We start from the raw sequence: 20812 nt of genomic DNA, 5'->3' as shown, positions 1-20812 counted from the left end.
TCCAATGAGTGAATCGGGGCCGAATTCGATGGTGAGCGGTACATGAATCAGAATTCTCGACAGAAGGCGGTATCAGAAGTGGTGATCGTCGCGAGCGCGTTCGGCGCGGAGGCGATTCGCCGCGATGGACACGCCGTTTGGGCCGGCGCGGCGGCGCGAGCAGGCGCACACGGTTTCGAAGTGCGCCGTGAACTGTTCGCAAGCGATGCCGATGTCCAGCCCTCCGTGCTGGCGCGGCTCGGCGAGCGGATTCGCGCACAGGGTTTGTGGGCTGTCTATTCCACACCTGCCAGCTTGTTCCGCGACGACGGCGCGTTCGATGCAAAGGGGCTTGCTCTTGCGATCGACGAAGCGGCGGCGCTGGGCGCGCGTATTGTGAAACTGCAACTTGGCGGCACGGAGCACGCAGTCGAGACGGACGGCGTCACGCTCGATCGGCTGCTGTCGGGCGTCGCGGCGTCGCGGGCGCGTGTGGTGGTCGAGAACGGACAGCTGAAGGCCGGCGGTACGATTGGCGCGTTCGAGGCGCTATTCGCCGCATTGCCGCGCCAGAGCGGCCTGGCGATGACGTTCGATACCGGCAACTGGCAGTGGGCGGAGCAGGACCCGCTCGATGCCGCCCGGCGCCTCGCGACGCATGTCGCCTATGTGCATTGCAAGGCGGTGATGGGCGAAGGCGGGCGGCGCTTCGCCGCCGCGCCGGCTGACGCCGATGCGCGTTTCGCGACGCTGCTCGCGCGCCTGCCGGGCGACGTGCCGCGTGGCATCGAATATCCGTTCATGGCTGGCGCGGACATCTCGCTCGCCGATGATGCCGCGCGGCAGGTTGCCCGCATCGGCGCATTCTCGCGGCATTTTGAATAACGCATTTTGCATTCACTAATGCATTTTGCATTCTGCATTCAGCATCAATCAGTAAAGGAACCGACATGCAAGCTCAGACCGACTCCCTGGACGTCGTCACTTACGGTGAGGCGATGACGATGTTCGTTGCGGCCCAGACCGGCGATCTCGCCCGCGTCGGCCAGTTCACCAAACGCGTGGCGGGCGCGGACCTGAACGTCGCGATTGGGCTATCGCGGCTGGGCTTCAAGGTGGGCTGGATGAGCCGCGTGGGCAACGATTCGTTCGGCCGCTACGTGCTCGACGTGCTTGCGACCGAAGGCATCGACGCGCGCCGTGTGACGGTGGACCGGCGCTATCCGACCGGCTTCCAGCTCAAGGGCAAGTGCGACGACGGCAGCGACCCGGCGGTCGAGTACTTCCGCGCGGGATCGGCGGCCAGTCACCTGTCGCTCGAGGACTACGTTGCCGACTACGTCCTCGGCGCACGCCATCTGCACCTGACGGGCGTGGCGCCGGCGATCTCCGCGAGCTCGCGCGAACTCGCCTTCCACATGGCCCGCGAAATGCGTGCGGCAGGCAAGACGATCTCGTTCGATCCGAACCTGCGGCCGACCTTGTGGCCGTCGCGCGAAGCCATGGCGGAGTCGCTCAATGCACTGGCGGCGCTGGCGGACTGGGTGCTGCCGGGCGTGACCGAGGGCCTGACGCTGACCGGCTACGCGAAGCCTGAAGACATCGCCGCGTTCTATCTCGAGCGTGGCGCAAAGGGCGTGGTCGTGAAGCTGGGCGCGCATGGCGCGTACTTCCGCACGGCGGACGACGAGCAGGGCATCGTGCCGGCGATTCCGGTGACGAACGTGGTCGACACGGTCGGCGCGGGCGATGGCTTCGCCGTGGGCGTGGTGAGCGCGCTGCTCGAAGGACGTGACGTGCGGCACGCGATCGCGCGAGGCAACCGTATTGGCGGGCTGGCGATTCAGGTGATCGGCGACAGCGAAGGTTTGCCCACGCGCGCCGCGCTCGACCTGCTCGAACGGCAGGATGCCAGCGACAGGACGGCCAGCGCCGCGTTCGATCCGGCCTGAACAAGGGCCTGTGAGAGGGCCTGAATGAAAGCCGCGAAGGCCCTCGGCCGTGCATTGAATCGTGCATTCAAAGTGCAATAAACCGTGCATGCAACGTGCATTCAACATGCATCACGCCGCGCACCCACCGTTCCGCATCCGGAGACAACCATGCAGACTTCCTCCCCTCCCACGCTGGCGGTGCGCCGCTGGTGGGCGATCATGCCGATCGTCTTCATCACCTACAGCCTTGCCTATCTGGATCGCGCGAACTATGGCTTCGCGTCGGCCGCCGGCATCAACCAGGATCTCGGCATCAGCAAGGGACTGTCGTCGCTGATCGGCGCGCTGTTCTTCCTCGGCTATTTCTTCTTTCAGATCCCGGGCGCCATCTACGCCGAGCGGCGCAGCGTGAAGAAACTGGTGTTCTGGAGCCTGATCCTGTGGGGCGGATGTGCCGCACTGACCGGCATGGTGAGCAACATTCCGTCGCTGATGGCGATCCGCTTCGTGCTCGGCGTGGTCGAGGCCGCGGTGATGCCGGCGATGCTCGTATTCATCTCGAACTGGTTCACGAAGTCGGAGCGGTCACGTGCGAACACCTTCCTGATCCTCGGCAATCCGGTGACGGTGCTGTGGATGTCGGTCGTATCGGGTTATCTGGTGAACTCGTTCGGCTGGCGCCACATGTTCATCGCCGAAGGGCTGCCGGCCGTGGTCTGGGCGGTGATCTGGTGGTTCATCGTGAAGGACAAGCCGGCGCAGGTCAGCTGGCTCTCCGAGCAGGAGAAACGCGATCTCGATGCCACACTGCGCGCCGAGCAGGCCGCGATCAAGCCGGTCAAGAACTACCGCGAGGCGTTCAAGTCGCCGGCCGTCATCAAGCTGTGCGCGCAGTATTTCTGCTGGAGCATCGGCGTTTATGGGTTCGTGCTGTGGCTGCCGTCGATCCTGAAGAGCGGCTCGACGCTCGGCATGGTCGAGACCGGCTGGCTCTCCGCCGTGCCGTATCTTGCCGCGACCATCGCGATGCTGCTGGCATCCTGGGCCTCGGACAAGCTGCAGGCGCGCAAGGCCTTCGTCTGGCCGTTCCTGTTGATCGGCGCGATTGCCTTCGCGGGTTCGTATCTGCTCGGCTCGACGAACTTCTGGGCGTCCTACGCGCTGCTGGTGATCGCCGGCGCGGCGATGTACGCGCCGTACGGCCCGTTTTTCGCGATCGTGCCCGAGCTGCTGCCGAAGAACGTCGCGGGCGGCGCGATGGCGCTCATCAACAGCATGGGCGCGCTGGGCTCGTTCGTCGGTTCCTACTTCGTGGGCTATCTGAATGGCGCGACGGGTTCGCCCGCCGCCTCCTACGTCTTCATGAGCGCCGCGCTGCTGCTGTCGGTCTGGCTGACGCTGACCGTCAAGCCGCAGGCCACGGTGCGCACCAGCGTGGCGGCGCGGTCCTGAGCCGTTTATGCTTGGCCCCTTCAACCCGTATTCGCATCGAGCGCCCATGACCCGAACCATCGTTGCCTATAAAGCCTTGCCCCCCGACGTCGACGCCTGGCTGCGCGAGCATGCCGACGTGATCGACGTCGATCCGAAAGACCAGGCCGCGTTCGTCGCGGCGCTGCAGCGTGCCGATGGCGCCATCGGTGCGAGCGTGAAAATTTCCGCCGACATGCTCGAAGGCGCCACGCGCCTGAAGGCGTTCTCGACGATCTCCGTCGGCTTCGATCAGTTCGACGTCGCGGACCTCACACAGCGCGGCATCGTGCTCACGCACACGCCCGACGTGCTCACCGAATCCACCGCCGACACCGTGTTCGCGCTGATCCTTGCAAGCGCGCGCCGGATCGTGGAACTGGCCGACTGGGTTCGCGAAGGCCACTGGAAAGGGAGCATCGGCGAAGCGCACTTCGGCGTGGACGTGCAGGGGAAGACGCTTGGCATCGTGGGGCTGGGGCGCATTGGCGGGGCGGTGGCGCGGCGCGCGGCGCTTGGCTTCCGGATGAACGTGCTCTACACCAACCGCAGCCCGAATGAGCAAGCCGAGAAAGACTATGGCGCGCGGCGCGTGGAACTCGACGAACTGCTCGCGCAGGCTGATTTCGTGTGCCTGCAAGTGCCGCTCACGCCCGAGACGCGCGGCATGATCGGCGCGGACGAGCTGGGCAAGATGAAGCGCAGCGCGATCCTGATCAATGCATCGCGCGGCCCGACGGTCGACGAAAGCGCGCTGACCGAGGCATTGCGCCAAGGCACGATCCGCGCCGCGGGGCTCGATGTGTTCGAGCACGAACCGCTGGCCGCCGATTCACCGTTGCTCGCGATGAAGAACGTCGTCGCGTTGCCGCATATCGGCTCGGCCACGCATGAGACGCGTCACGCGATGGCGCGCAATGCCGCCGAAAACCTCATCGGCGCGCTCGACGGCACGCTGACGCAAAATATCGTCAATCGCGACGTGTTGACGCGCTGAGCCACACGGATCGAGACGGATCGGACCCGCGCATGCGCTAACATGCGCGGTGCGAGCAGAACCATCCTCCAGGCCGCGCGTCTCGCTTCAAGGCGCCGCGCAAGCCACGACCCTTATGTCCGACGATCCTTCTTCAACCCAGCCCCCGGCGCCGTTTGTCACGCGCCGTGCAACGATCACCGATGTCGCCCGCGAGGCGGGCACCGGCAAGACCAGCATCTCGCGCTACCTGAACGGCGAGACGGGCGTACTGTCGCCCGACCTGCGCGAGCGCATCGAGGCGGCCATCGCCAGGCTGGACTATCGGCCGAACCAGATGGCGCGGGGCCTCAAGCGCGGCCGCAACCGCTTGATCGGCATGCTGCTCGCCGACCTGACCAATCCGTACTCGGTGGAAGTGCTGCAGGGCGTCGAGGCGGCGTGCCATACGCTCGGCTACATGCCGCTTATCTGTCATGCGGCCAACGAGATCGACATGGAGCGGCGCTATCTGCAACTGCTCACGACGTATCGCGTCGAAGGCGTCATCGTCAATGCGCTCGGCGTGAAGGAAGCGTTGCTGCAAGGCTTCGCGCAGGGCGGCATTCCGGTCGTGCTGGTGGACCGCTCGGTGGAAGGGCTCGTCACCGACATGGTCGGGCTCGACAATCACGCGGCCGTGGCGCTGGCCACCCGTCACCTCGTCGCCGAGGGGTTCGACGAGCTGCTGTTCATCGTGCAGCCCGTCACGCATGTCAGCTCGCGGCGTCAGCGCGAAGCGGCGTTTTGTGAAACGCTCGCGGCGCTGGAGGCGAGCGGCGCAACGCTCGTGATCGATCTCGCCGATGCCTCGGCCGCGCTGGACGAACTCGACGCACGCGTGAGCGCGGCACAGGCAGCAGGCCGGCGCGTTGCGCTGTTCGCGGCCAACGGGCCGGTTGCGCTGCGCGTCGCCGTGCATCTGAAGGCGCGCTATGGCGCGGACTGGCAGGCGCGCGTCGCGCTGATGTCGATCGACGATTCCGAATGGGCCCAGCTCGCCGGCATGACGACGGTGCGCCAGCCGACCGGCGATATCGGCCGGCGGGCGGTCGAATTTCTGCATGAGCGGCTCGGCGGCGCAACGATGCCCGCGCGGGAGTGCCTGCTGCCTGGCGAACTCATCGTGCGTGCCTCTACTGCGCGCGACCCGCACGCGCTATCCCAAGGAACCTGAGGAACTCGAATGGTCAGTGTGTCGACCTTGTTGTGTCTTGCGCTGGCGGCGCTGCTGATCGCCGCGCTGCCCATCGTGCTGTATCGCAGGCTGCGGCCGCGCTTCGGCATCGTGCCGCGCGAGGCGATTCTCGGCGTGGGCGTGTTCGCGCTCTTCGCGATGGTTATCGAACGTGCGCTGCATGGCTTCGTGCTCGGCAATGCCGTGACGTCCGGCTGGCTCGCGAGCCCCGCGGTATTTGTCGTCTATGGCGCGCTGGCCGCCGGCGTCTGCGAGGAAGTCGGCCGTTTTCTCGCGATGAAGTGGCTCATCTCGCGCGAACCCGGCACGCTGGGCCGGGTTGGGCCGGGACTTGGATATGGCATCGGACATGGCGGCGCGGAAGCGTAGATCGTCGGCGTGCTGGTGCAGGTGCAGTGGATCATCTATGCGGTGCTCGCTGATCGCGGCACGCTCGATGCCCATTTCGTCAACGCGCCGCTCGAAGCGGTGGCGCGCATTCATCTGGTGTTGCTGAGTCTGTCGCCGGTATCGGCGGGCATCTTCGTGATCGAACGCGCGAGCGCGTTCGTGCTGCAACTCGGCTTCTCGGCGCTGATGTGGCAGATGTTGCGCGAACGCTCGCGTCATGCGCTGCCGTTCCTGATCGCGGCGCATGCGCTCGTCGGCCTGCCTGCCGCGCTGTTCCAGGCGCGGCTGGTGCCGCTCTTCGCCGCCGACGCCGTGTATCTCGCGCTCGGTGTGTTCGTCGCGGTGGGCCTGGTGCGCTACTATCGGCGCGCTGCCTGAACCGGCTCCGACCTCTCCCGACCTCTCTTCGACACGGCATGGAAGACTATCAATACGACTGCCCGAGCGCCGACATCGACATGCTTGCGCGCGTGATCTCCGACCTCTTTCCGGAACAGACGCAGTTCGCGGAGCGCAAGGACGACACGGGTCGCACCTCGCTCGTGATTCATTACGTGGCGATGCGCTTTGGCGCGCAGGCGCGGCGCATTGCCATCGACGTGCGTTTCGATCCGGACGCGCTCGCGCGTTACCGGGCGACGCCGCCGCGCATGCACGCACGCAGTTATGCGGTGTTGCGCGCCTATGTGGAGGCCACGCTCGGATCGCTGGAGGAGCAGTATGCGAACGGCGAGGCCGTGCCGCGCGAAGTGGAACTGGAGATGGGCGAGGACTTTGCCTGACGCGGTTCGCGGCCAGTGCTTTGCGTCTAGAGCACGCGATACACCTTGGCGAAGCGCGCGGCCTTGACGACGCCGTAGTCGCCGGGCGCGTATTGCATGACCCAGTCGCCGGCATCGCCGGTAAGGATATCGCCGGCCGCCGAGCGCGCGACGGTGAAGGGCTCGTGCATCTCGCGAGCGAGCACGATGCTTGGCAGATTGCGATAGATGCCCGGCTCGCCATGCGCGATGCCGCCTTCGGGTGCGTACTTCGCGTCGAAGCGTGCGCGCGACACGACCCAGCGTTCGCCACCGGCACCGCTGACGATGGCATCGCCCTGCATGTGACGGTTCGGACCTTCGAGACTCATCAGTTCGCCGTCGCCGGCTGCAAATTCGACGGATACGGCTTCGTCCTTGACGACGCGGCATGCGGCCAGGTCAGAGGCGAGATCGAGCTGGGTCAGATGGAGCATGGTGCGTTGCCGGATGGCGTGACATTGGAATGCGGGATCGTAACGGCATTCGCGCCCATTGTGCACCTCGGCATGTGAAAAAGCCCGCCTGAGCGGGCTTTGAACGCACGGTGCGCGTGTGCGGACTCAGGGCTTGGTAGTCGAGGCCGGCGCCGCGCCGGCTGCTTGCGGGCGACGATGCGCACGATGGCGATGGTCCTTGCCTTGCTCGTCGCGGAAGCTGGTATCGGCCAGCTTCTTCTGTTCTGGCGAGAGGCTTGCATAAAGCGGTTCGAAAGCGTCGACGAGGCGCTTCGTGCCGTCTGCATTTGCTTGCGTGATCTGCTGATACTGCTTCATGTCGTCGAGCGCGGACATCGTGCTGCGCTGGGCGACGCGCTGGCGATAAAGATCCGCCATGGTGCGGCCGTTGTCGCGCATCACGTCGGCGAACTTCGACCATTGCTCTTCCTGCTGCGGCGTGATCTTGAGGCTCGTGTGGAGCTGTGAAATACGTTCTTCGGTGCGTGCCTCGCGCTTCGAGGCGGCCGGTGCCGAAGCAGCGGCCTGCGCGGCCGGCGCCGAAGCGGCTGCGGGCGCGGGCGCGGACGATTGCGCGAAGGCCGGGCTCAATGCGCCCAGCGAGACCAGCGAGGCGGCCAGGGTGACGAGAGTTTTTTTCATTCGTGTAGGTACCTTGAATCGAGATGAAAGGTGGGCGTGCCGGTATGCTGCATGCCGTTGGCGGATATTAGTATCACGATTGCATGCAAATTCGTTTGCATTGCCACAACTGCTTACATTCGATACGACTCTGGAAAATAAGCGCAGTGGATACCTTGTTGAGCATGCGGGTCTTCGTGGCCATCGTGGATCTGGGCAGCCTGAGCGCGGCGGCCGAACGCTTTTCGATCTCCGCGCCGATGGCGGGCAAGCATTTGCAGGCACTGGAAGCGCGTCTGGACACGCGGCTGATGGTGCGTACGACGCGCCGCCAGAGTCTGACCGAAGTCGGCCGTGAATATTACGAACGCTGCCGCCGCATTCTCGCCGAGGTCGATGCCGCCGATACGCTCGCCGAAGCCATGAGCGCGACGCCGCGCGGCGTGTTGCGCGTGACGGTTCCGTTGACCTACGGCGTGCATTTCGTCACGCCGGCCGTCACCGATTTTCTGGCGGCGTTTCCACAGATCGCGGTGGAACTGGATCTCACCAATCGCGTGGTCGATATCGTCGAGGAACGGTTCGATGCGGCCGTGCGCATCGGCGCGCTGGCGGATTCGAGTTTTGTCGCGCGTCCGCTGAAGCCCTATGCGATGGTCGTCTGCGCGGCGCCTGCTTATCTCGCGCGTGCGGGCATGCCGGCGACGCCCGCCGATCTCGCAGGACACGAGTGCCTGGGTTTCGTGCATCAGGGACGCGAAGCGGGCTGGCGGCTGGAAGGCGAGGACGACGCGATCCTCGCGCGCCGCACGGGTTCCGCGCGCTTTCGGGCAAACAACGGCGAGGCGCTGAAGAAGGCCGCGCTGGCAGGGTTCGGACTGGTGTTGCAACCGCATGCGCTGGTCGAGGACGAACTGAATAGCGGGGCGCTGGTGGCGGTGTTGCAGGCGTATTTGCCGAAGTCGTCGCCGGTGCATCTGGTGTATCCGCGTGATACGCGGGCGACGCCGAAGCTGGCCAGTTTCGTCGACTTCATGATGGCGCGGCTGGGGGTGTGACAAGGGGTGTTGGGGGACGGCGGGCGAGGGCGGTTGGCCAGCGGTTCAGCGGGCGAGAAGCCTCGAGAGCCTTGCCGCGATCCAAACGTGCGACTTTGCTGATGGTCCGGATCTGTCAGCGATAATGCAAAACACAAAATGCCAAAGGCGGTTTTGCATTCAAAGCGCGTAATGCAAAACACAACATGGCGGGAGTGGGGCGGGCAGAAGGGCAGGCATGACGGTGATTCGTTACTTCGCTGCTTGATTACTCGGCTACTCGCTCGCACGCGAGCGCGTGAGTCCGTGAGCTTGAGAGCCTGAGAGCCTGAGAGCCCAGGGAAAATCGCACACCGCTCGCCAACATACCGAAAGCGCATGCCCGAACACCCTTTGGCATTCAAAACGCAAAACGCAAAACGCATAAAGCCAAACCAGCCAACACCACATTTCAGGGACGACGCATACATGAGACCGCCGCGCCTCGATCAACTCGACGACATCGATCGCAACCTCGTCGCGATGTTGCAGATGAACGCGCGCGAGAGCGTCGCTGAATTGGCGCGGCAGCTTGGCGTCGCGCGCACGACGGTGATCGCCCGCATCGCGCGGCTCGAAAAGAACCAGGTGATCGCCGGCTATGGCGTGCGGCTCGGGCAGGACGTGCTCGACGCGAGCATCCAGGCATACGTGGGCATCAAGCTGACGCCGCGATACGGACGTGATGTGCAGAAGCGTTTCGCGCGCATGCCGGAGATCCAGTTGCTTTGCGCAGTGAGCGGCGAGTTCGATTACGTTGCCTGGCTGCGCGCCGACTCACCCGACCGCCTGAACGATCTGCTCGACGAAATCGGCGCACTGGAAGGCGTCGAGCGGACGACGACGTCCATCATCCTGGCGCGCAAGATCGACCGGGCTGGCTAGCCGAATACGACAAAACGCAGCGTTGCATCGTCGGAACGTCGAAAACGCTCGTCGAAGCGCATCATTTTGCGTCTAGGAACCGCATTCGTCCACTCCTACACTGTTCAAGGAAGGCTTCGGCCCCACTCGAACACACAAAAGGAGACGAATATGAAAGTGGCTCTCGTCGGCGCCGGATTGATCGGTCGAAGCATTGCTCAGCTGTTGCGTGACAGCGGGGATTTCGAAGTTGTCACGTTCGATCGCGATGAACACGCGCTCGCGCTCCTCGATGCGCAAGGCTTCGCGACACGCCGTGTCGATTCCGCCGATACCCCCGCGCTGCGGCAGGCGCTGCAAGGCTTCGACGCCCTCGTCAACGCATTGCCTTACTACCTTGCGATCAACGTCGCCTCGGCAGCGAAGGCGGCCGGCGTTCATTATTTCGATCTGACCGAGGACGTCCGCGCGACGCATGCGATCCGCGCCATCGCCGACGGTTCGGAACTCGCCTTCATGCCGCAATGCGGTCTCGCGCCAGGTTTCATCGGCATCGTGGCGCACGATCTCGCGAAACGTCTCGACGATGTTCGCGAAGTGAAGATGCGCGTCGGCGCGCTGCCCGAGTTTCCGACCAACGCGCTTAAGTACAACCTCACGTGGAGCATCGACGGACTCATCAACGAGTATTGCCAGCCCTGCGAGGCAATTCGCGAAGGCCGTACGCAGTGGGTGCAGCCGCTCGAAGGCGTCGAGCATTTCTCGCTCGACGGCATCGAATACGAGGCGTTCAACACGTCCGGCGGGCTGGGCACGCTATGCGAAACGCTGGCCGGCAAGGTGGAGACGCTCGACTACAAGTCGGTGCGTTATCCGGGGCACCGCGATCTGATGCAATTCCTGCTCGACGATCTGCGCATGTCCACCGACCGCGATGGTCTCAAGGCCATGCTCAAACGTGCGGTGCCTTCGACGGCGCAGGACGTGGTGCTGATCTTCGTCACAGTGACGGGCATGCGTCACGGCCAGCTCGTGCAGGACGTGTTCACGCGCAAGATCTTCGCGAAGAACGTGTGCGGCGTGCCGATGAGCGCCATCCAGATCACCACGGCCGGCGCGATTTGCGCCGAACTCGACCTGTTCCGCGAGGGCGTGCTGCCGCAGTCCGGCTTCGTGCGTCAGGAGCAGGTGCCGCTCGAGGCGTTTCTCGGCAACCGTTTCGGCAAGCTGTACGAGGGCGCGAATGCGCTGGCGCCGGCGCGGCGACTCGCCGCCGCGTGAGGTGCATTCATTACGCGTAATACAAAACGCATAATGCAAAACGCGTAATAAAAGACGCATCATCCCGCCTCGACAAGACGCGCAAGCAAGTCCGCATTTGCCTGATCCGAGGGCGCGGTGTTGTCGACCATCACGAGCGTGCGGGCGAGGGTGTCGTCGGGTACGAACAGGCGCTGGCGATACTCGTCCCAATGCGCCAGCTTGTACGCATCGTTTGGATCGCCGCGGGCAAGAATGCGCTCGCGCGCCACCGCCTCCGCGGTGTGAACCCATACGACGCGAATCGCGACATCGTCGCCGACACCCAGCCACGCGCGCTCGAACAGGCGGCCGCTGCGCACTTCCCGCGTGAGCGGCGCAACGACGATCACGCTCGTACCCAGCGACAGGTTTTCCGCCGCGGTATTCATGAGCGAACGGTACTCGGGATCCCGGAAGTGTTCGATGAACCGTGGACTGTCGCGATCGTGCGGATCGCCAGTGAGCGCGCCGATCGCGGCGGCGCTGTATGGCCCGTAGAGCGTGTCCTTGTCGAGCAGACAGAACGGCTCGCCGGTGGCGCGGCTGAGCGGCGCGAACAGGCGCCTGGCCAGTGTGGTCTTGCCGGTGCCTGCATGACCGCAGAAGAAGAGCAGATGCTTCACGCCTGAACATCCTCGAAAGGGTTGTGCATGACGATGATGATGCCGCGCGCCCGTGCATCCAGGCAAGCGCGCAGTCAATCGTCCACGATCGAGCGCTGATAGCGGTTCATCAGCGGCGTGGCGGTGATGCCGTGAACGACGACCGATGCCGCAATGGTCGCGATGACGAGCGGCACGAGCGGCGCCGCGATATCGCGCGGGGCGTGTTCGAGCGCATAGAGCAAGTAGTAGAACGAGCCCACCCCGCGTATGCCGAACCAGCTCATGAGCCGCCGTTGCGTGCCGGTCGCGTTGGAGCCGATCAGCGAAAGCTCGACCGCCGCCGGCCGCAGCACGAGGAAGAGCCCCGCAATCAGCGCGGCGGCTTGCCACGTGAAGAGTTCGCGCCACATCGTCGCGAGCAGGGCGCCGACCATCAGCATGATCGCCACCTCGGCGATACGCTCCAGTTCGATCGTGAAGCCATGCACGCGCTCGGCCACGAACGCGTGCGCGCGTTCGGGATCGGCCGCGGCCGCGCCGACATCGTCCGCATCGATCTTGCCCATCGCCTGACGCGGCGTCTTGTCGCCGCTTGCCTTCTGTTCGACGCGGCGCATCGCGAGCCCCGCGGCGAATACGGCGAGGAAGGCATAGGTGTGCATCAGCTCCGCGACGCCATACGACAGCGCGATCAGTCCCAGTGCATAGAAGCCTTCCGGACCCAGTGCCTGTCCGTGGCGCGTGCGCAGATACGCCACGAGCCGCACCGACAGCGCACCGAGCAGCCAGCCGCTGGCGAGCGCGCCTGCGATGCCCCATGCGGCCTGCAACGCAAAGCTCCAATGCAGCGCTTCGCTTGGCTTGGCCTCGAGACTGCACACCGCGATGCCGAGCAGCGCGAAGGGCAGCGCAATGCCGTCGTTCAGGCCGCCTTCGCCGGTCAGCGAGAAGCGCAGCAAGTCGATGTCGCCGGGCGTTTCCACTTGCACATCGTGCGCGAGCACCGGATCGGTTGGCGCAAGCATCGCGGCGAGCAACAACGCCGGCCCCCAGCCGAGGCCGAGCACATAGACAGAGAAGACCGTGAGCGCGACGACGGTGAGCACCATCGCGACCAGCCCGAGACGCACGGGCAGGATCCAGATGCGATCGGTGGGCGGCACGCGCAGGCGCAGGCCGATGGCGAACAGCGATGCGAGCATCGCGACTTCGGTGATGCGCCGCAGGACCGTCGCGTCGGTGGCGAGGTCGAGCGTCAGCAGATTGGCCGCGGCGGGACCCAGCGCGAAGCCGATCGCCAGATAGCACATCGCGGTGCTGATCGGCAGGCGCCGGAACATCGAACTGGCAAGGCCCATGAAGATGAGCACGCCGCCGACGACGAGAAACCATATCGTCTCGATCATGAATGCCTTCGGTTGCGTGAGCCGGCGTGGACGAAAGCCGCGCGCCTGGACGCGCGGCATGATTCACACAAAAGCAGCACGTGTCATGCCCATGTCCGCAACGGGCGCCCGGGGCAGCGTTCCTGAAGCCGTGGCGGCTTGCGCGTAAGATGCTTCGACCTATGCTTGGACCCAAGTTTCGACTCGTGTGCAGCGCATCGCCATCCACGACGGCGCGTTCGCAACGGATCATGGAGGCCTCACCATGTCACAGCATTTCGATGCAGTCGTCATCGGCACGGGACAGGGCGGTTCGCCGCTCGCGGTACGGCTGGCCGAAAGCGGCCGGCGCACGGCGGTGATCGAGCGGCATCTGTTTGGCGGCACCTGCGTGAATGTCGGCTGCACGCCCACCAAAACCTACGTGGCCAGTGCGCGGGCCGCACATGTCGCACGCACGGCGGCGCGCTACGGCGTGATGATCGACGGCGACATCGCGATCGACATGGCGCGCGTGAAAGCGCGCAAGGACGAGGTGATCGGCAGCTCACGCAGCAGCGTCGAGAAGTGGCTGCGCAGCACGAAGAACGTCACCGTGTTCAAGGGCCATGGACGCTTCACGGGGCCGCATGCATTGCGCATCGAGGCCGCCGACGGCTCGACCCAGGACATCGATGCCGATCTCGTCTTCATCAACACGGGCACGCGCGCCGCGGTGCCGCGCGTGGACGGACTCGACAGCGTGCCCTACCTGACCAACTCCTCCATCCTCGAACTCACCGAGGTGCCGGAGCATCTGGTGATCGTCGGAGGAAGTTATATCGCGCTGGAATTTGGTCAGATGTTCCGCCGCTTCGGCAGCCGCGTGACGCTGCTCGTGCGCGGCGAGCGGATCCTCACGCGCGAGGACGAGGACGTGTCCCGCGCGATGCAGGACGTGCTGTCGCGCGAGGGCGTCGAGTTCCGCTTCGGCACCGACCTGCAGCGTGTGGAGCCGCTGGCGGCGGGGGTGCGCATCGTAACCGGCACGGGGACGGTCGATGCGTCGCATCTGCTGTTCGCGACCGGCCGCACGCCGAACACCGACGATCTTGGCCTCGAGCACGCAGGCATTGCGGTGAACCGGCACGGGATGATCGACGTGGACGGCCAGTTGCGCACCAGCGTGCCAGGCATTCATGCCATCGGCGACGTGAACGGACGCGGCGCGTTCACGCATACCTCATGGAACGACTACGAGATCGTCGCTTCGAACCTGCTGGATGGCGAGGCGCGCAGCGTCGACACGCGCATCATGGCGTACGCCGTGTTCGTCGATCCGCCGTTCGCGCGCGTAGGCATGAGCGAGGAAGAGGTGAGGAAGGACGGCCGCGAGGCGCTCATCGCGACGATGCCGATGGCGCGTGTCGGCCGGGCGCGCGAGCGCGGTGAAACAGATGGCTTCATGAAGGCGCTCGTCGATGCACGCACGAAGCGATTCCTCGGCGCGGCGATCTACGGCATAGAAGGCGACGAGGCGATCCATACCTTCATCGACATCATGAACGCGGATGCGCCCTATACGACGCTGCAGCGCGCGATGCACATCCACCCGACGGTGAGCGAACTGATCCCGACGTTGCTCGAAGGCCTGAAGCCCTTGCGATGATCGTGGCTTCAGTGCGCTCGTGCAAGGTCAGGCCTTGACCGGCGGCTCGACCTCCGCGGTGTTCGGATGCTCGGTGCGTGTCTCGGGCATCGCGAGCCACACCATCAGCACCGCGAGCGCGCCCGCGCCCGCCAGGCCGAAGAAGCTCATGGTCGTGCCGAACCGGTCGGCGGCGAAGCCTGCCGCCGCGGTGGACAGCGTCGCGCCGACGCCCGCCGCAAGACCGAAGAAACCAATGGTCAGGTTGTAGTGTCCGCGTCCGCCCGCGACGTCCGCCGCGATGAGCGGCAGCATCACGCCGAACACCGCCGCACTGATGCCGTCGAGCATCTGCACCGGCACGAGCAGGTAAGGGCTGCTCACGCCGGCGAACAGGATCGCGCGCACGGGCAGTGCGCAGAAGCCGAGGATCAGCACCGGCCTGCGGCCCCACTTCTGCGCCTGGCGTCCGACCCATGGCGACATCACCGCGACGAGGAACTGCGGCACGATGATGCACGCGGCGATCACCAGTTGAACGTTGTCGCCCATGTGCGCGGTGACTTCGCCGGCGGCGAGATTGAGCATCGCCGCGTTCGACAGGTGGAACAGCACGACGCACACCGCGAAGATCAGGAGGCGGCGGTCTTTCAGCAACTCGCGCAGCGACTCGCGTTCCTCGCCTTCGTGCGCGATCTTCGGCTTGCCGGGCGATGCGCGCGGTATGGCGGGCGCCATGTCGTAATGGATCATGCGCAGCGCGAAGATCGCCGGCACCGCGAGTGCGGCGGTCAGGAAGAAGACCGAGCGCAGCGACAGGTACTCGCCGAACGCGCCCATCAAAGCCGCCGTCAGCGCACTGCCGATCGATGCCCAGCGCGCATTGCGGCCCAGCCGGTCGCCGAGATCGGCGCGCGAGACGAGGGCGAGCGAGATCGCGGCCATCGCCGGGACGAGCATGCAGCTCGCGAAGCCGTGCAGCACTTCGGCGGCGAAGACAGGGACGAAGGTCGGACTCGCGGCGAGCAACAGCGCGCTCACGATGATCGCGACGATCGCGGAAAGCGCAGCGAATTTCTTGTTGCGCATGGCGTCGACGAGCGCGCCGGCCGGCAACTGGCTCGCCATCGCGCTGATCGTGCCGACGGAAAGCATCAGGCCGATCTCGCCCTGCGTCCATTTGTTGGCCGCAAGGTACGAAGCGATGAAGGGGCCGAAGCCGGTCTGCACGTTGGCGACAAAGAAGTTCAGCCAGTCGAGCGCGCGCAGACTGCGTGCAATTACCATGTTGTGAATCTGTTCTCGATGTCGTTATCCATTACTTGGCGGGGCTCGCGCTGGAGGTCGGCTTCTGCGCCGACACGGCGCCAGAAGCCGTCGTTCCTGTGGGCCCCGGAAGCGCCGTCGCCGTCGCGCCCGAGCTTCCCGATGCGCCTGCTGTCGCTGTGGCTGACGCAGCCGCCGGCACGACCGGGGAGACGATCTTGATCGGCTGCTCGGGCGAGTAGGTCGGCGTCGCCTTCAACTGCGCGTCGTTGAAGTCCATCTGCAATTGCCATTGCTTGTTGTGCGAGACGACATGCAGGTCGCCCCAGTTGGCGGCCACATGGCGCTTGTCTTCCGCCAGCGAGCTCGACAGATCGAGCACGAGTGCCTGCGGCTGAGACTGCGAATCGACCAGCACGTCGACCACCCGGCCGATGCGCGCGCCGCTCTTCTGCGACACCGTCGAGTCGACCAGTTGCACGAGATTCGCGGGGGCTTCGTTGACGGGCTGAGGCTTCGGCGCCGGATCCGCGGGCTTGCCCTTGGCGGGCGGCGCCGGTTGCACGAAGGTGATCGGCGCGCCCTTCGCATTGGGCGTGAAGCGGAAGGCCGTCCACGGGAAATTGACCTTGCGGTCGCCGACGCCCATGAAACCGGCGAGGTTCACCATCAGCAGCTTCGGTTTCGCGGCGGCATCGATATACATGTCCACTGCGCGGCCAACGACCTTGCCGTCCGGGCGCTGCACTTCGGCATCGAGGAGGCCGTGCAGCTGATCGTGTTGCATGGTGCGCGTCGAGATGATCGGCGGGGGCGGCGGCGGCTCGGCCGGCTCGGGCGGCGGCGTGACAGCAGGCTCCTGCGGTTTCGGCCGGACGATGCGGCGCTTGGGCTTCGGCGCCGGCGCGGGCTTGACGGCGGAGGCAGGCTCGGGTGCCTGCACTTCGGGCAAGGGCTCCTCAGGCTCGCTGGGCGCGGCTTCGGCCGGCGTCGGGATGTAGGAATGCTCGACGATCGGCGCGGGCACCTGCTGCGGCAGCAAGCTGCATGCGGAGAGCGCCGCGGCGCCCAGGAGGGTCGCGGCGGTGCGAGGCCGGAGGGCGTTGCGGATTCGCGGGCAGATTCCTGCGAGTGTTCTTGCACAGGTTCGTGTGCGAGTTCGTAGGCGGGTTGGTCTGCAGGTTCGTGCGCCAACCCATGCGCATAGGGCGACGAGCGCCAGCATGCGCGCAAACAGGCGCGCCAGGCAGTACGCGGCCGCGTGCAAGGCGTCATCGATCGGGCGCACGCGGCGAGGCGCGCGCTCACGGTTCGACGACCCATGACCCCGATGCGGGAAACCGCCTGTCATCACAAAAGCTCCATGGTTCCGGATTACCTGCTTGTTGGTCTTGATTGTCGTTGGTCGGATCGTGGCGTCGCGCAGTCGCTGTTGGCGCGTGCATGTGCATGCGCGTGCGCGTCTGCGGTGCGCGGTTGCCGGCGGCGCACCCGTTTTAACACACTGCACCCTGGATGCTTCGTGCGTCCGTCGCCGGGACGGGTTGCATCTTGCATGCAAAAGGCTGAATGCAAAGTGCCACAGGCTGAGGTCGATGCGCCGTGACGGGCCACTTGCCGCCGTCGTGCGCTCGCTCCGACGTCCTCATGCCGCGCCCGGGCGACTGCGCGCGGCCAGTATTTCGACGAGGCGGGCGGCGGTATCGGGAGCGCCCATCTTTTCGGCAGCGTCGCGGGCCGAGAAGCCGCCGGCATCGCGCGCATCCGGATCCGCGCCGCGCTCGATCAGCAATTCGACGATCTCCACGCGATTGAACATCGCGGCGATCATCAGCGCGGTGCGTCCATCGGGCGAGGCGCCCTCGACATGGGCGCCGTGCGCAAGCAGCGTCTCGATCACGTCCGTGAAGCCCTTGAACGCGGCGCCCGCGATCGGCGTCTGGCCGTTGTCGTTGCGCAGGTCCGGGTCGGCCTTGTGCTCGAGCAGCACGCGCACGGCGTCGGCGTGGCCGTGATAACTCGAAAGCATCACGAGACTGTCGCCCTTGTCGTTGCGCAAGTTGGGCGGCAGACCTTTGGACAGCAAGGCGTCGAGCATGGTGGCGTCGCCGCGCCGGGCTACGTCGAACACTTCGCTTGCAAAGGCGATCATGTCGTCGTCGGGGCCGGGCTTCGGTTGCTCCGGCGCTTGCTGGTTCGAATCATGCTGCATGCCTGACTCCAATTTCGATTGCGCCGCGTGCGCAGCTTCTTTCTGGCGGGAAGCCTTGCAGGCGGGTGCCTTGCTGTGTTTTGCATGCATGGGTCATGCATACCAAATGGCATTTCGCATGCAAAACGCATCATGCAAAATGAGCGGCGGACGCGGGATCAACCGGGAGCATACACAGGTTTCATGTCCCGCCACGCTTGCCGCGGGCGGAAGCAGCACGAATCGAGCCCAGCGCAGAGGCGCTGGCATGCTGTATGTTGCGTTTTTTTACGCCCATGCGCGGCCGTCGCGAGCGCCAGGAGCGTTGCAAGTGACCACGGGCGTTGCAAAAACTGCGTCTCGCGGGATGCTGGAGACGCAAACGTCGCAAACGTCGCAAACGTCGCAAACGTCGCAAACGTCGCAAACGTCGCAAACGTCGCAAACGTCGCAAACGTCGCAAACGTCGCAGAAGCCGCAGAAGCCGCAGAAGCCGCAGAAGCCGCAGAAGCCGCAGAAGCCGCAGAAGCCGCAGAAGCCGCAGAAGCCGCAGAAGCCGCAGAAGCCGCAGAAGTCGCAGAAGCCGCAGAAGCCGCAGAAGCCGCAGAAGTCGCAGAAGCCGCAGAAGCCGCAGAAGCCGCAGAAGTCGCATACGTCGCATACGTCGCATACGTCGCGAGGGCCGCAGAATCCGCAAACGCAGCGGAGGTTGCGACAGTCATGACCGCAGAATCGGCAGACGCAGCGGAAGTTGCGACATTCACAAAAGCCACGAAAGCCTCTGGCGTTGCAAGTCTTTCCCGCTTATGACTAATCTTGCGGAGACGTCGAGGTTCGCGACACGGCGAGGCATTCACGCCGATCGAGCCCGCAACACCCCAGCACCTGGGATACGAAGCCTCATCCCAAACCCATCGCCGGCGATTCGCAGCACCATCACGCACCGCCTTACCACGAAACGACCCAAATGACCGACGCAGCATCCGATCCCCGCAATACACCGCAATCCGAAACCGGCATTCGCCGCCGCGCTCCGGCCGCCGAGCGCAATGGCGATGCGATCCTGTCGATCCTCACGCGGGTGTTGCCTCGACAGGGCGTCGTGCTCGAGATCGCGAGCGGCACCGGACAACACGCGACGCACTGCGCTGCCGCGTTGCCGGACATCGTCTGGCAGCCGAGCGATCCCGATGCCGCCTCGCGCGACTCCATTGCCGCCTGGCGTGCTCACGCCGGACTGACGAACCTGCGCGAACCGCTCGCTATCGACGTGACGAGCGATGACTGGGGCATCGGCATGGTGTCGGCGGTGGTGTGCATCAACATGATCCACATTGCACCGTGGGCGGCCACGGACGCGCTCTTTCAAGGCGCCGGCGCGCGACTCGGCGCGGGCGGCGTACTGTATCTGTACGGACCGTACAGGCGCAACGGTTCGCACACAGCGCCGAGCAACGAGGCCTTCGATCAACAGTTGCGCGCGCGCGATTCGCGCTGGGGCGTGCGCGATCTGGAGGAGGTGGAGAGATCGGGCGCGCGCGTCGGCTTTGCGCTCAAGGAGGTCATCGCGATGCCCGCAAACAATTTCAGCGTCGTGTTCGAGAAAATGGCCTAGCGCATTCAAGCTTCCGCCGCACCCGCACCCGCACCCGCACCCGCACCCGCACCCGCACCCGCACCCGCACCCGCACCCGCACCCGCACCCGCCGGCCGTCCGCGCCATGAAACGCTTGCCATGAAGGAGGCGGCGACGATCATCGCGCCGCCGATCCATCCGGCAGTCGACACGTGTTCACCGAGCCATACGCTCGCGAACAACGCGCCGAACGCCGGCTCGCTACCCATCAGCAGGGACACGCGGGTCGGGCTGCTACGCCCGATCGCGTAGTTTTGCGCGAAAAATGCAAACAGCGTGCATGCAAACACCAGGTACAGCACCGAGCCCCAGAACGCCGTGTGTCCGGCGACTGACGGCAGCGTCTGCCATTGCGCCGGCGCGATCGTCAGCGCGATCGCCGCGCTGCCGATCGTCACGACGCCCGCCTGCACGGCCGTCACCGTGAGCGCGGGCAGCGGCGCCGCTTGCAGCACGCGCTTGGTCACGCACACCGCGAGCGCGCGCAGCACGGCCGCAGTGAGGATCAGGCCGTCGCCCAGATTGAAATCGAAGGAAAGGGTGCCGTTGCCGGCAAGCAGCCAGGCGCCCGCGAAGGACACGCCGACCGCCACCCATTCGGGCGTCGAGGGCCGTCGGCGCAGCAGGGCCCATTCGACGAGCGGCGTCAGCACCACGCACAGACTGATGAGAAACGCGGCATTCGCGGCTCGCGTGTGCAAGACGCCGAAGGTTTCGGCGAGAAAGATCGACAGCAGCAAAAGGCCGAGCACGATGACACCGGCAAGCGTTTTCCCGTTCGCGGACCGCAGATGCCGCAGATTGACGGCCAGCAGGCAGAACGTGATGCCGAAGCGCAGGGTCAGCAGCCCAAGCACGGGATAAAAGGCGAGCGCGCTTTTGACGACGCCATAGCTGCTGCCCCACACCATCGCGACGGCGAAGAGCAGCAGATCGGCAAGCGGCAGCACACGGCGGGCGGGCGATTCGCGGGACATGGACGGCTCCGGAGGAAA

At 65.5% G+C, this 20812-nt stretch carries 20 protein-coding genes and 1 pseudogene; 13 read left to right on the top strand and 8 right to left on the bottom strand.

The features are described from left to right. Positions 1 to 42: 42 nt before the first annotated feature. The 7 genes and pseudogenes from QCE88_RS09730 to QCE88_RS09700 all read left to right on the top strand — a co-directional run bounded on the left by QCE88_RS09730 (position 43) and on the right by QCE88_RS09700 (position 6768). Positions 43 to 864, top strand: coding sequence for a TIM barrel protein (locus QCE88_RS09730; RefSeq protein ID WP_309901344.1), 822 nt, complete (start codon positions 43 to 45; stop codon positions 862 to 864). Positions 865 to 929: 65 nt separating this feature from the next. After that, positions 930 to 1931 (top strand): sugar kinase, encoded by a 1002-nt coding sequence (locus QCE88_RS09725; protein WP_309901342.1) that lies wholly within the window; start codon positions 930 to 932, stop codon positions 1929 to 1931. Positions 1932 to 2081: 150 nt separating this feature from the next. Then, the gene (locus QCE88_RS09720; RefSeq protein ID WP_309901340.1) at positions 2082 to 3365 is read left to right on the top strand and encodes an MFS transporter; all 1284 of its coding nucleotides are present in this window, start codon (positions 2082 to 2084) and stop codon (positions 3363 to 3365) included. A 46-nt stretch (positions 3366 to 3411) separates the two neighbouring features. Next, on the top strand, positions 3412 to 4380 hold the full coding sequence (locus QCE88_RS09715) for a D-glycerate dehydrogenase (RefSeq protein WP_309901338.1): 969 nt from the start codon (positions 3412 to 3414) through the stop codon (positions 4378 to 4380). 115 nt (positions 4381 to 4495) lie between these two features. Further along, positions 4496 to 5575, top strand: a complete 1080-nt coding sequence (locus QCE88_RS09710) for a LacI family DNA-binding transcriptional regulator (protein WP_309901336.1) — start codon at positions 4496 to 4498, stop codon at positions 5573 to 5575. A gap of 9 nt (positions 5576 to 5584) precedes the next feature. Further along, positions 5585 to 6364 (top strand): annotated as a pseudogene (locus QCE88_RS09705) (YhfC family glutamic-type intramembrane protease). Positions 6365 to 6402: 38 nt separating this feature from the next. Beyond that, positions 6403 to 6768 (top strand): DUF3022 domain-containing protein, encoded by a 366-nt coding sequence (locus QCE88_RS09700; RefSeq protein WP_309901335.1) that lies wholly within the window; start codon positions 6403 to 6405, stop codon positions 6766 to 6768. Between the two features lie 26 nt (positions 6769 to 6794). Here QCE88_RS09700 and QCE88_RS09695 read toward each other — a convergent pair whose 3' ends face one another. Both QCE88_RS09695 and QCE88_RS09690 read right to left on the bottom strand, forming a co-directional pair. Further along, on the bottom strand, positions 6795 to 7223 hold the full coding sequence (locus QCE88_RS09695; protein WP_309901333.1) for a PGDYG domain-containing protein: 429 nt from the start codon (positions 7221 to 7223) through the stop codon (positions 6795 to 6797). A gap of 126 nt (positions 7224 to 7349) precedes the next feature. Then, positions 7350 to 7886, bottom strand: coding sequence for a Spy/CpxP family protein refolding chaperone (locus QCE88_RS09690; RefSeq protein WP_309901331.1), 537 nt, complete (start codon positions 7884 to 7886; stop codon positions 7350 to 7352). A 146-nt stretch (positions 7887 to 8032) separates the two neighbouring features. On the opposite strand from QCE88_RS09690, the gene QCE88_RS09685 reads away from it, so the two are divergent. From QCE88_RS09685 to QCE88_RS09675, 3 genes are all read left to right on the top strand, one after another. After that, positions 8033 to 8923 carry a LysR family transcriptional regulator gene (locus QCE88_RS09685; RefSeq protein ID WP_309901329.1) on the top strand — a complete coding sequence of 297 codons (891 nt, stop codon included), beginning with the start codon at positions 8033 to 8035 and terminating at the stop codon, positions 8921 to 8923. 447 nt (positions 8924 to 9370) lie between these two features. After that, complete coding sequence (locus tag QCE88_RS09680; RefSeq protein ID WP_309901328.1) at positions 9371 to 9826, top strand: Lrp/AsnC family transcriptional regulator; 456 nt, start codon at positions 9371 to 9373, stop codon at positions 9824 to 9826. Positions 9827 to 9976: 150 nt separating this feature from the next. Then, the gene (locus QCE88_RS09675; RefSeq protein WP_309901325.1) at positions 9977 to 11086 is read left to right on the top strand and encodes a saccharopine dehydrogenase C-terminal domain-containing protein; all 1110 of its coding nucleotides are present in this window, start codon (positions 9977 to 9979) and stop codon (positions 11084 to 11086) included. Positions 11087 to 11145: 59 nt separating this feature from the next. Here the strand turns inward: QCE88_RS09675 and QCE88_RS09670 are convergent, their stop codons facing one another. Beyond that, complete coding sequence (locus QCE88_RS09670) at positions 11146 to 11730, bottom strand: ATP-binding protein (RefSeq protein WP_309901324.1); 585 nt, start codon at positions 11728 to 11730, stop codon at positions 11146 to 11148. A 74-nt stretch (positions 11731 to 11804) separates the two neighbouring features. Beyond that, entirely contained in the window at positions 11805 to 13118 is a 1314-nt protein-coding gene (locus QCE88_RS09665) for a cation:proton antiporter (RefSeq protein WP_309901322.1), read from the bottom strand. 244 nt (positions 13119 to 13362) lie between these two features. On the opposite strand from QCE88_RS09665, the gene QCE88_RS09660 reads away from it, so the two are divergent. Further along, entirely contained in the window at positions 13363 to 14745 is a 1383-nt protein-coding gene (locus QCE88_RS09660; protein ID WP_309901320.1) for an FAD-containing oxidoreductase, read from the top strand. Between the two features lie 27 nt (positions 14746 to 14772). On the opposite strand, the gene QCE88_RS09655 is transcribed toward QCE88_RS09660, so the two are convergent. From QCE88_RS09655 to QCE88_RS09645, 3 genes are all read right to left on the bottom strand, one after another. After that, on the bottom strand, positions 14773 to 16011 hold the full coding sequence (locus QCE88_RS09655; RefSeq protein WP_309901318.1) for an MFS transporter: 1239 nt from the start codon (positions 16009 to 16011) through the stop codon (positions 14773 to 14775). Between the two features lie 31 nt (positions 16012 to 16042). Continuing rightward, entirely contained in the window at positions 16043 to 17032 is a 990-nt protein-coding gene (locus QCE88_RS09650; RefSeq protein ID WP_309901316.1) for a hypothetical protein, read from the bottom strand. A gap of 603 nt (positions 17033 to 17635) precedes the next feature. Continuing rightward, entirely contained in the window at positions 17636 to 18202 is a 567-nt protein-coding gene (locus tag QCE88_RS09645; RefSeq protein ID WP_309901313.1) for an ankyrin repeat domain-containing protein, read from the bottom strand. 346 nt (positions 18203 to 18548) lie between these two features. Here QCE88_RS09645 and QCE88_RS09640 point away from each other — a divergent pair, with 346 nt between their 5' ends. Then, complete coding sequence (locus tag QCE88_RS09640) at positions 18549 to 18905, top strand: hypothetical protein (protein ID WP_309901311.1); 357 nt, start codon at positions 18549 to 18551, stop codon at positions 18903 to 18905. Positions 18906 to 19148: 243 nt separating this feature from the next. Beyond that, on the top strand, positions 19149 to 19796 hold the full coding sequence (locus QCE88_RS09635; protein WP_309901309.1) for a DUF938 domain-containing protein: 648 nt from the start codon (positions 19149 to 19151) through the stop codon (positions 19794 to 19796). A 5-nt stretch (positions 19797 to 19801) separates the two neighbouring features. On the opposite strand, the gene QCE88_RS09630 is transcribed toward QCE88_RS09635, so the two are convergent. Next, positions 19802 to 20794: an EamA family transporter gene (locus QCE88_RS09630; RefSeq protein WP_309901307.1), complete on the bottom strand. Its 993-nt coding sequence runs from the start codon at positions 20792 to 20794 to the stop codon at positions 19802 to 19804. Positions 20795 to 20812 lie beyond the last annotated feature (18 nt).

The sequence above is a fragment of the Caballeronia sp. LZ035 genome, from assembly GCF_031451175.1.
Classification (GTDB): Bacteria; Pseudomonadota; Gammaproteobacteria; order Burkholderiales; family Burkholderiaceae; genus Caballeronia.
Note: the sequence above shows the minus strand (reverse complement) of the source record. Positions and strands in the feature narration are given on the sequence as shown.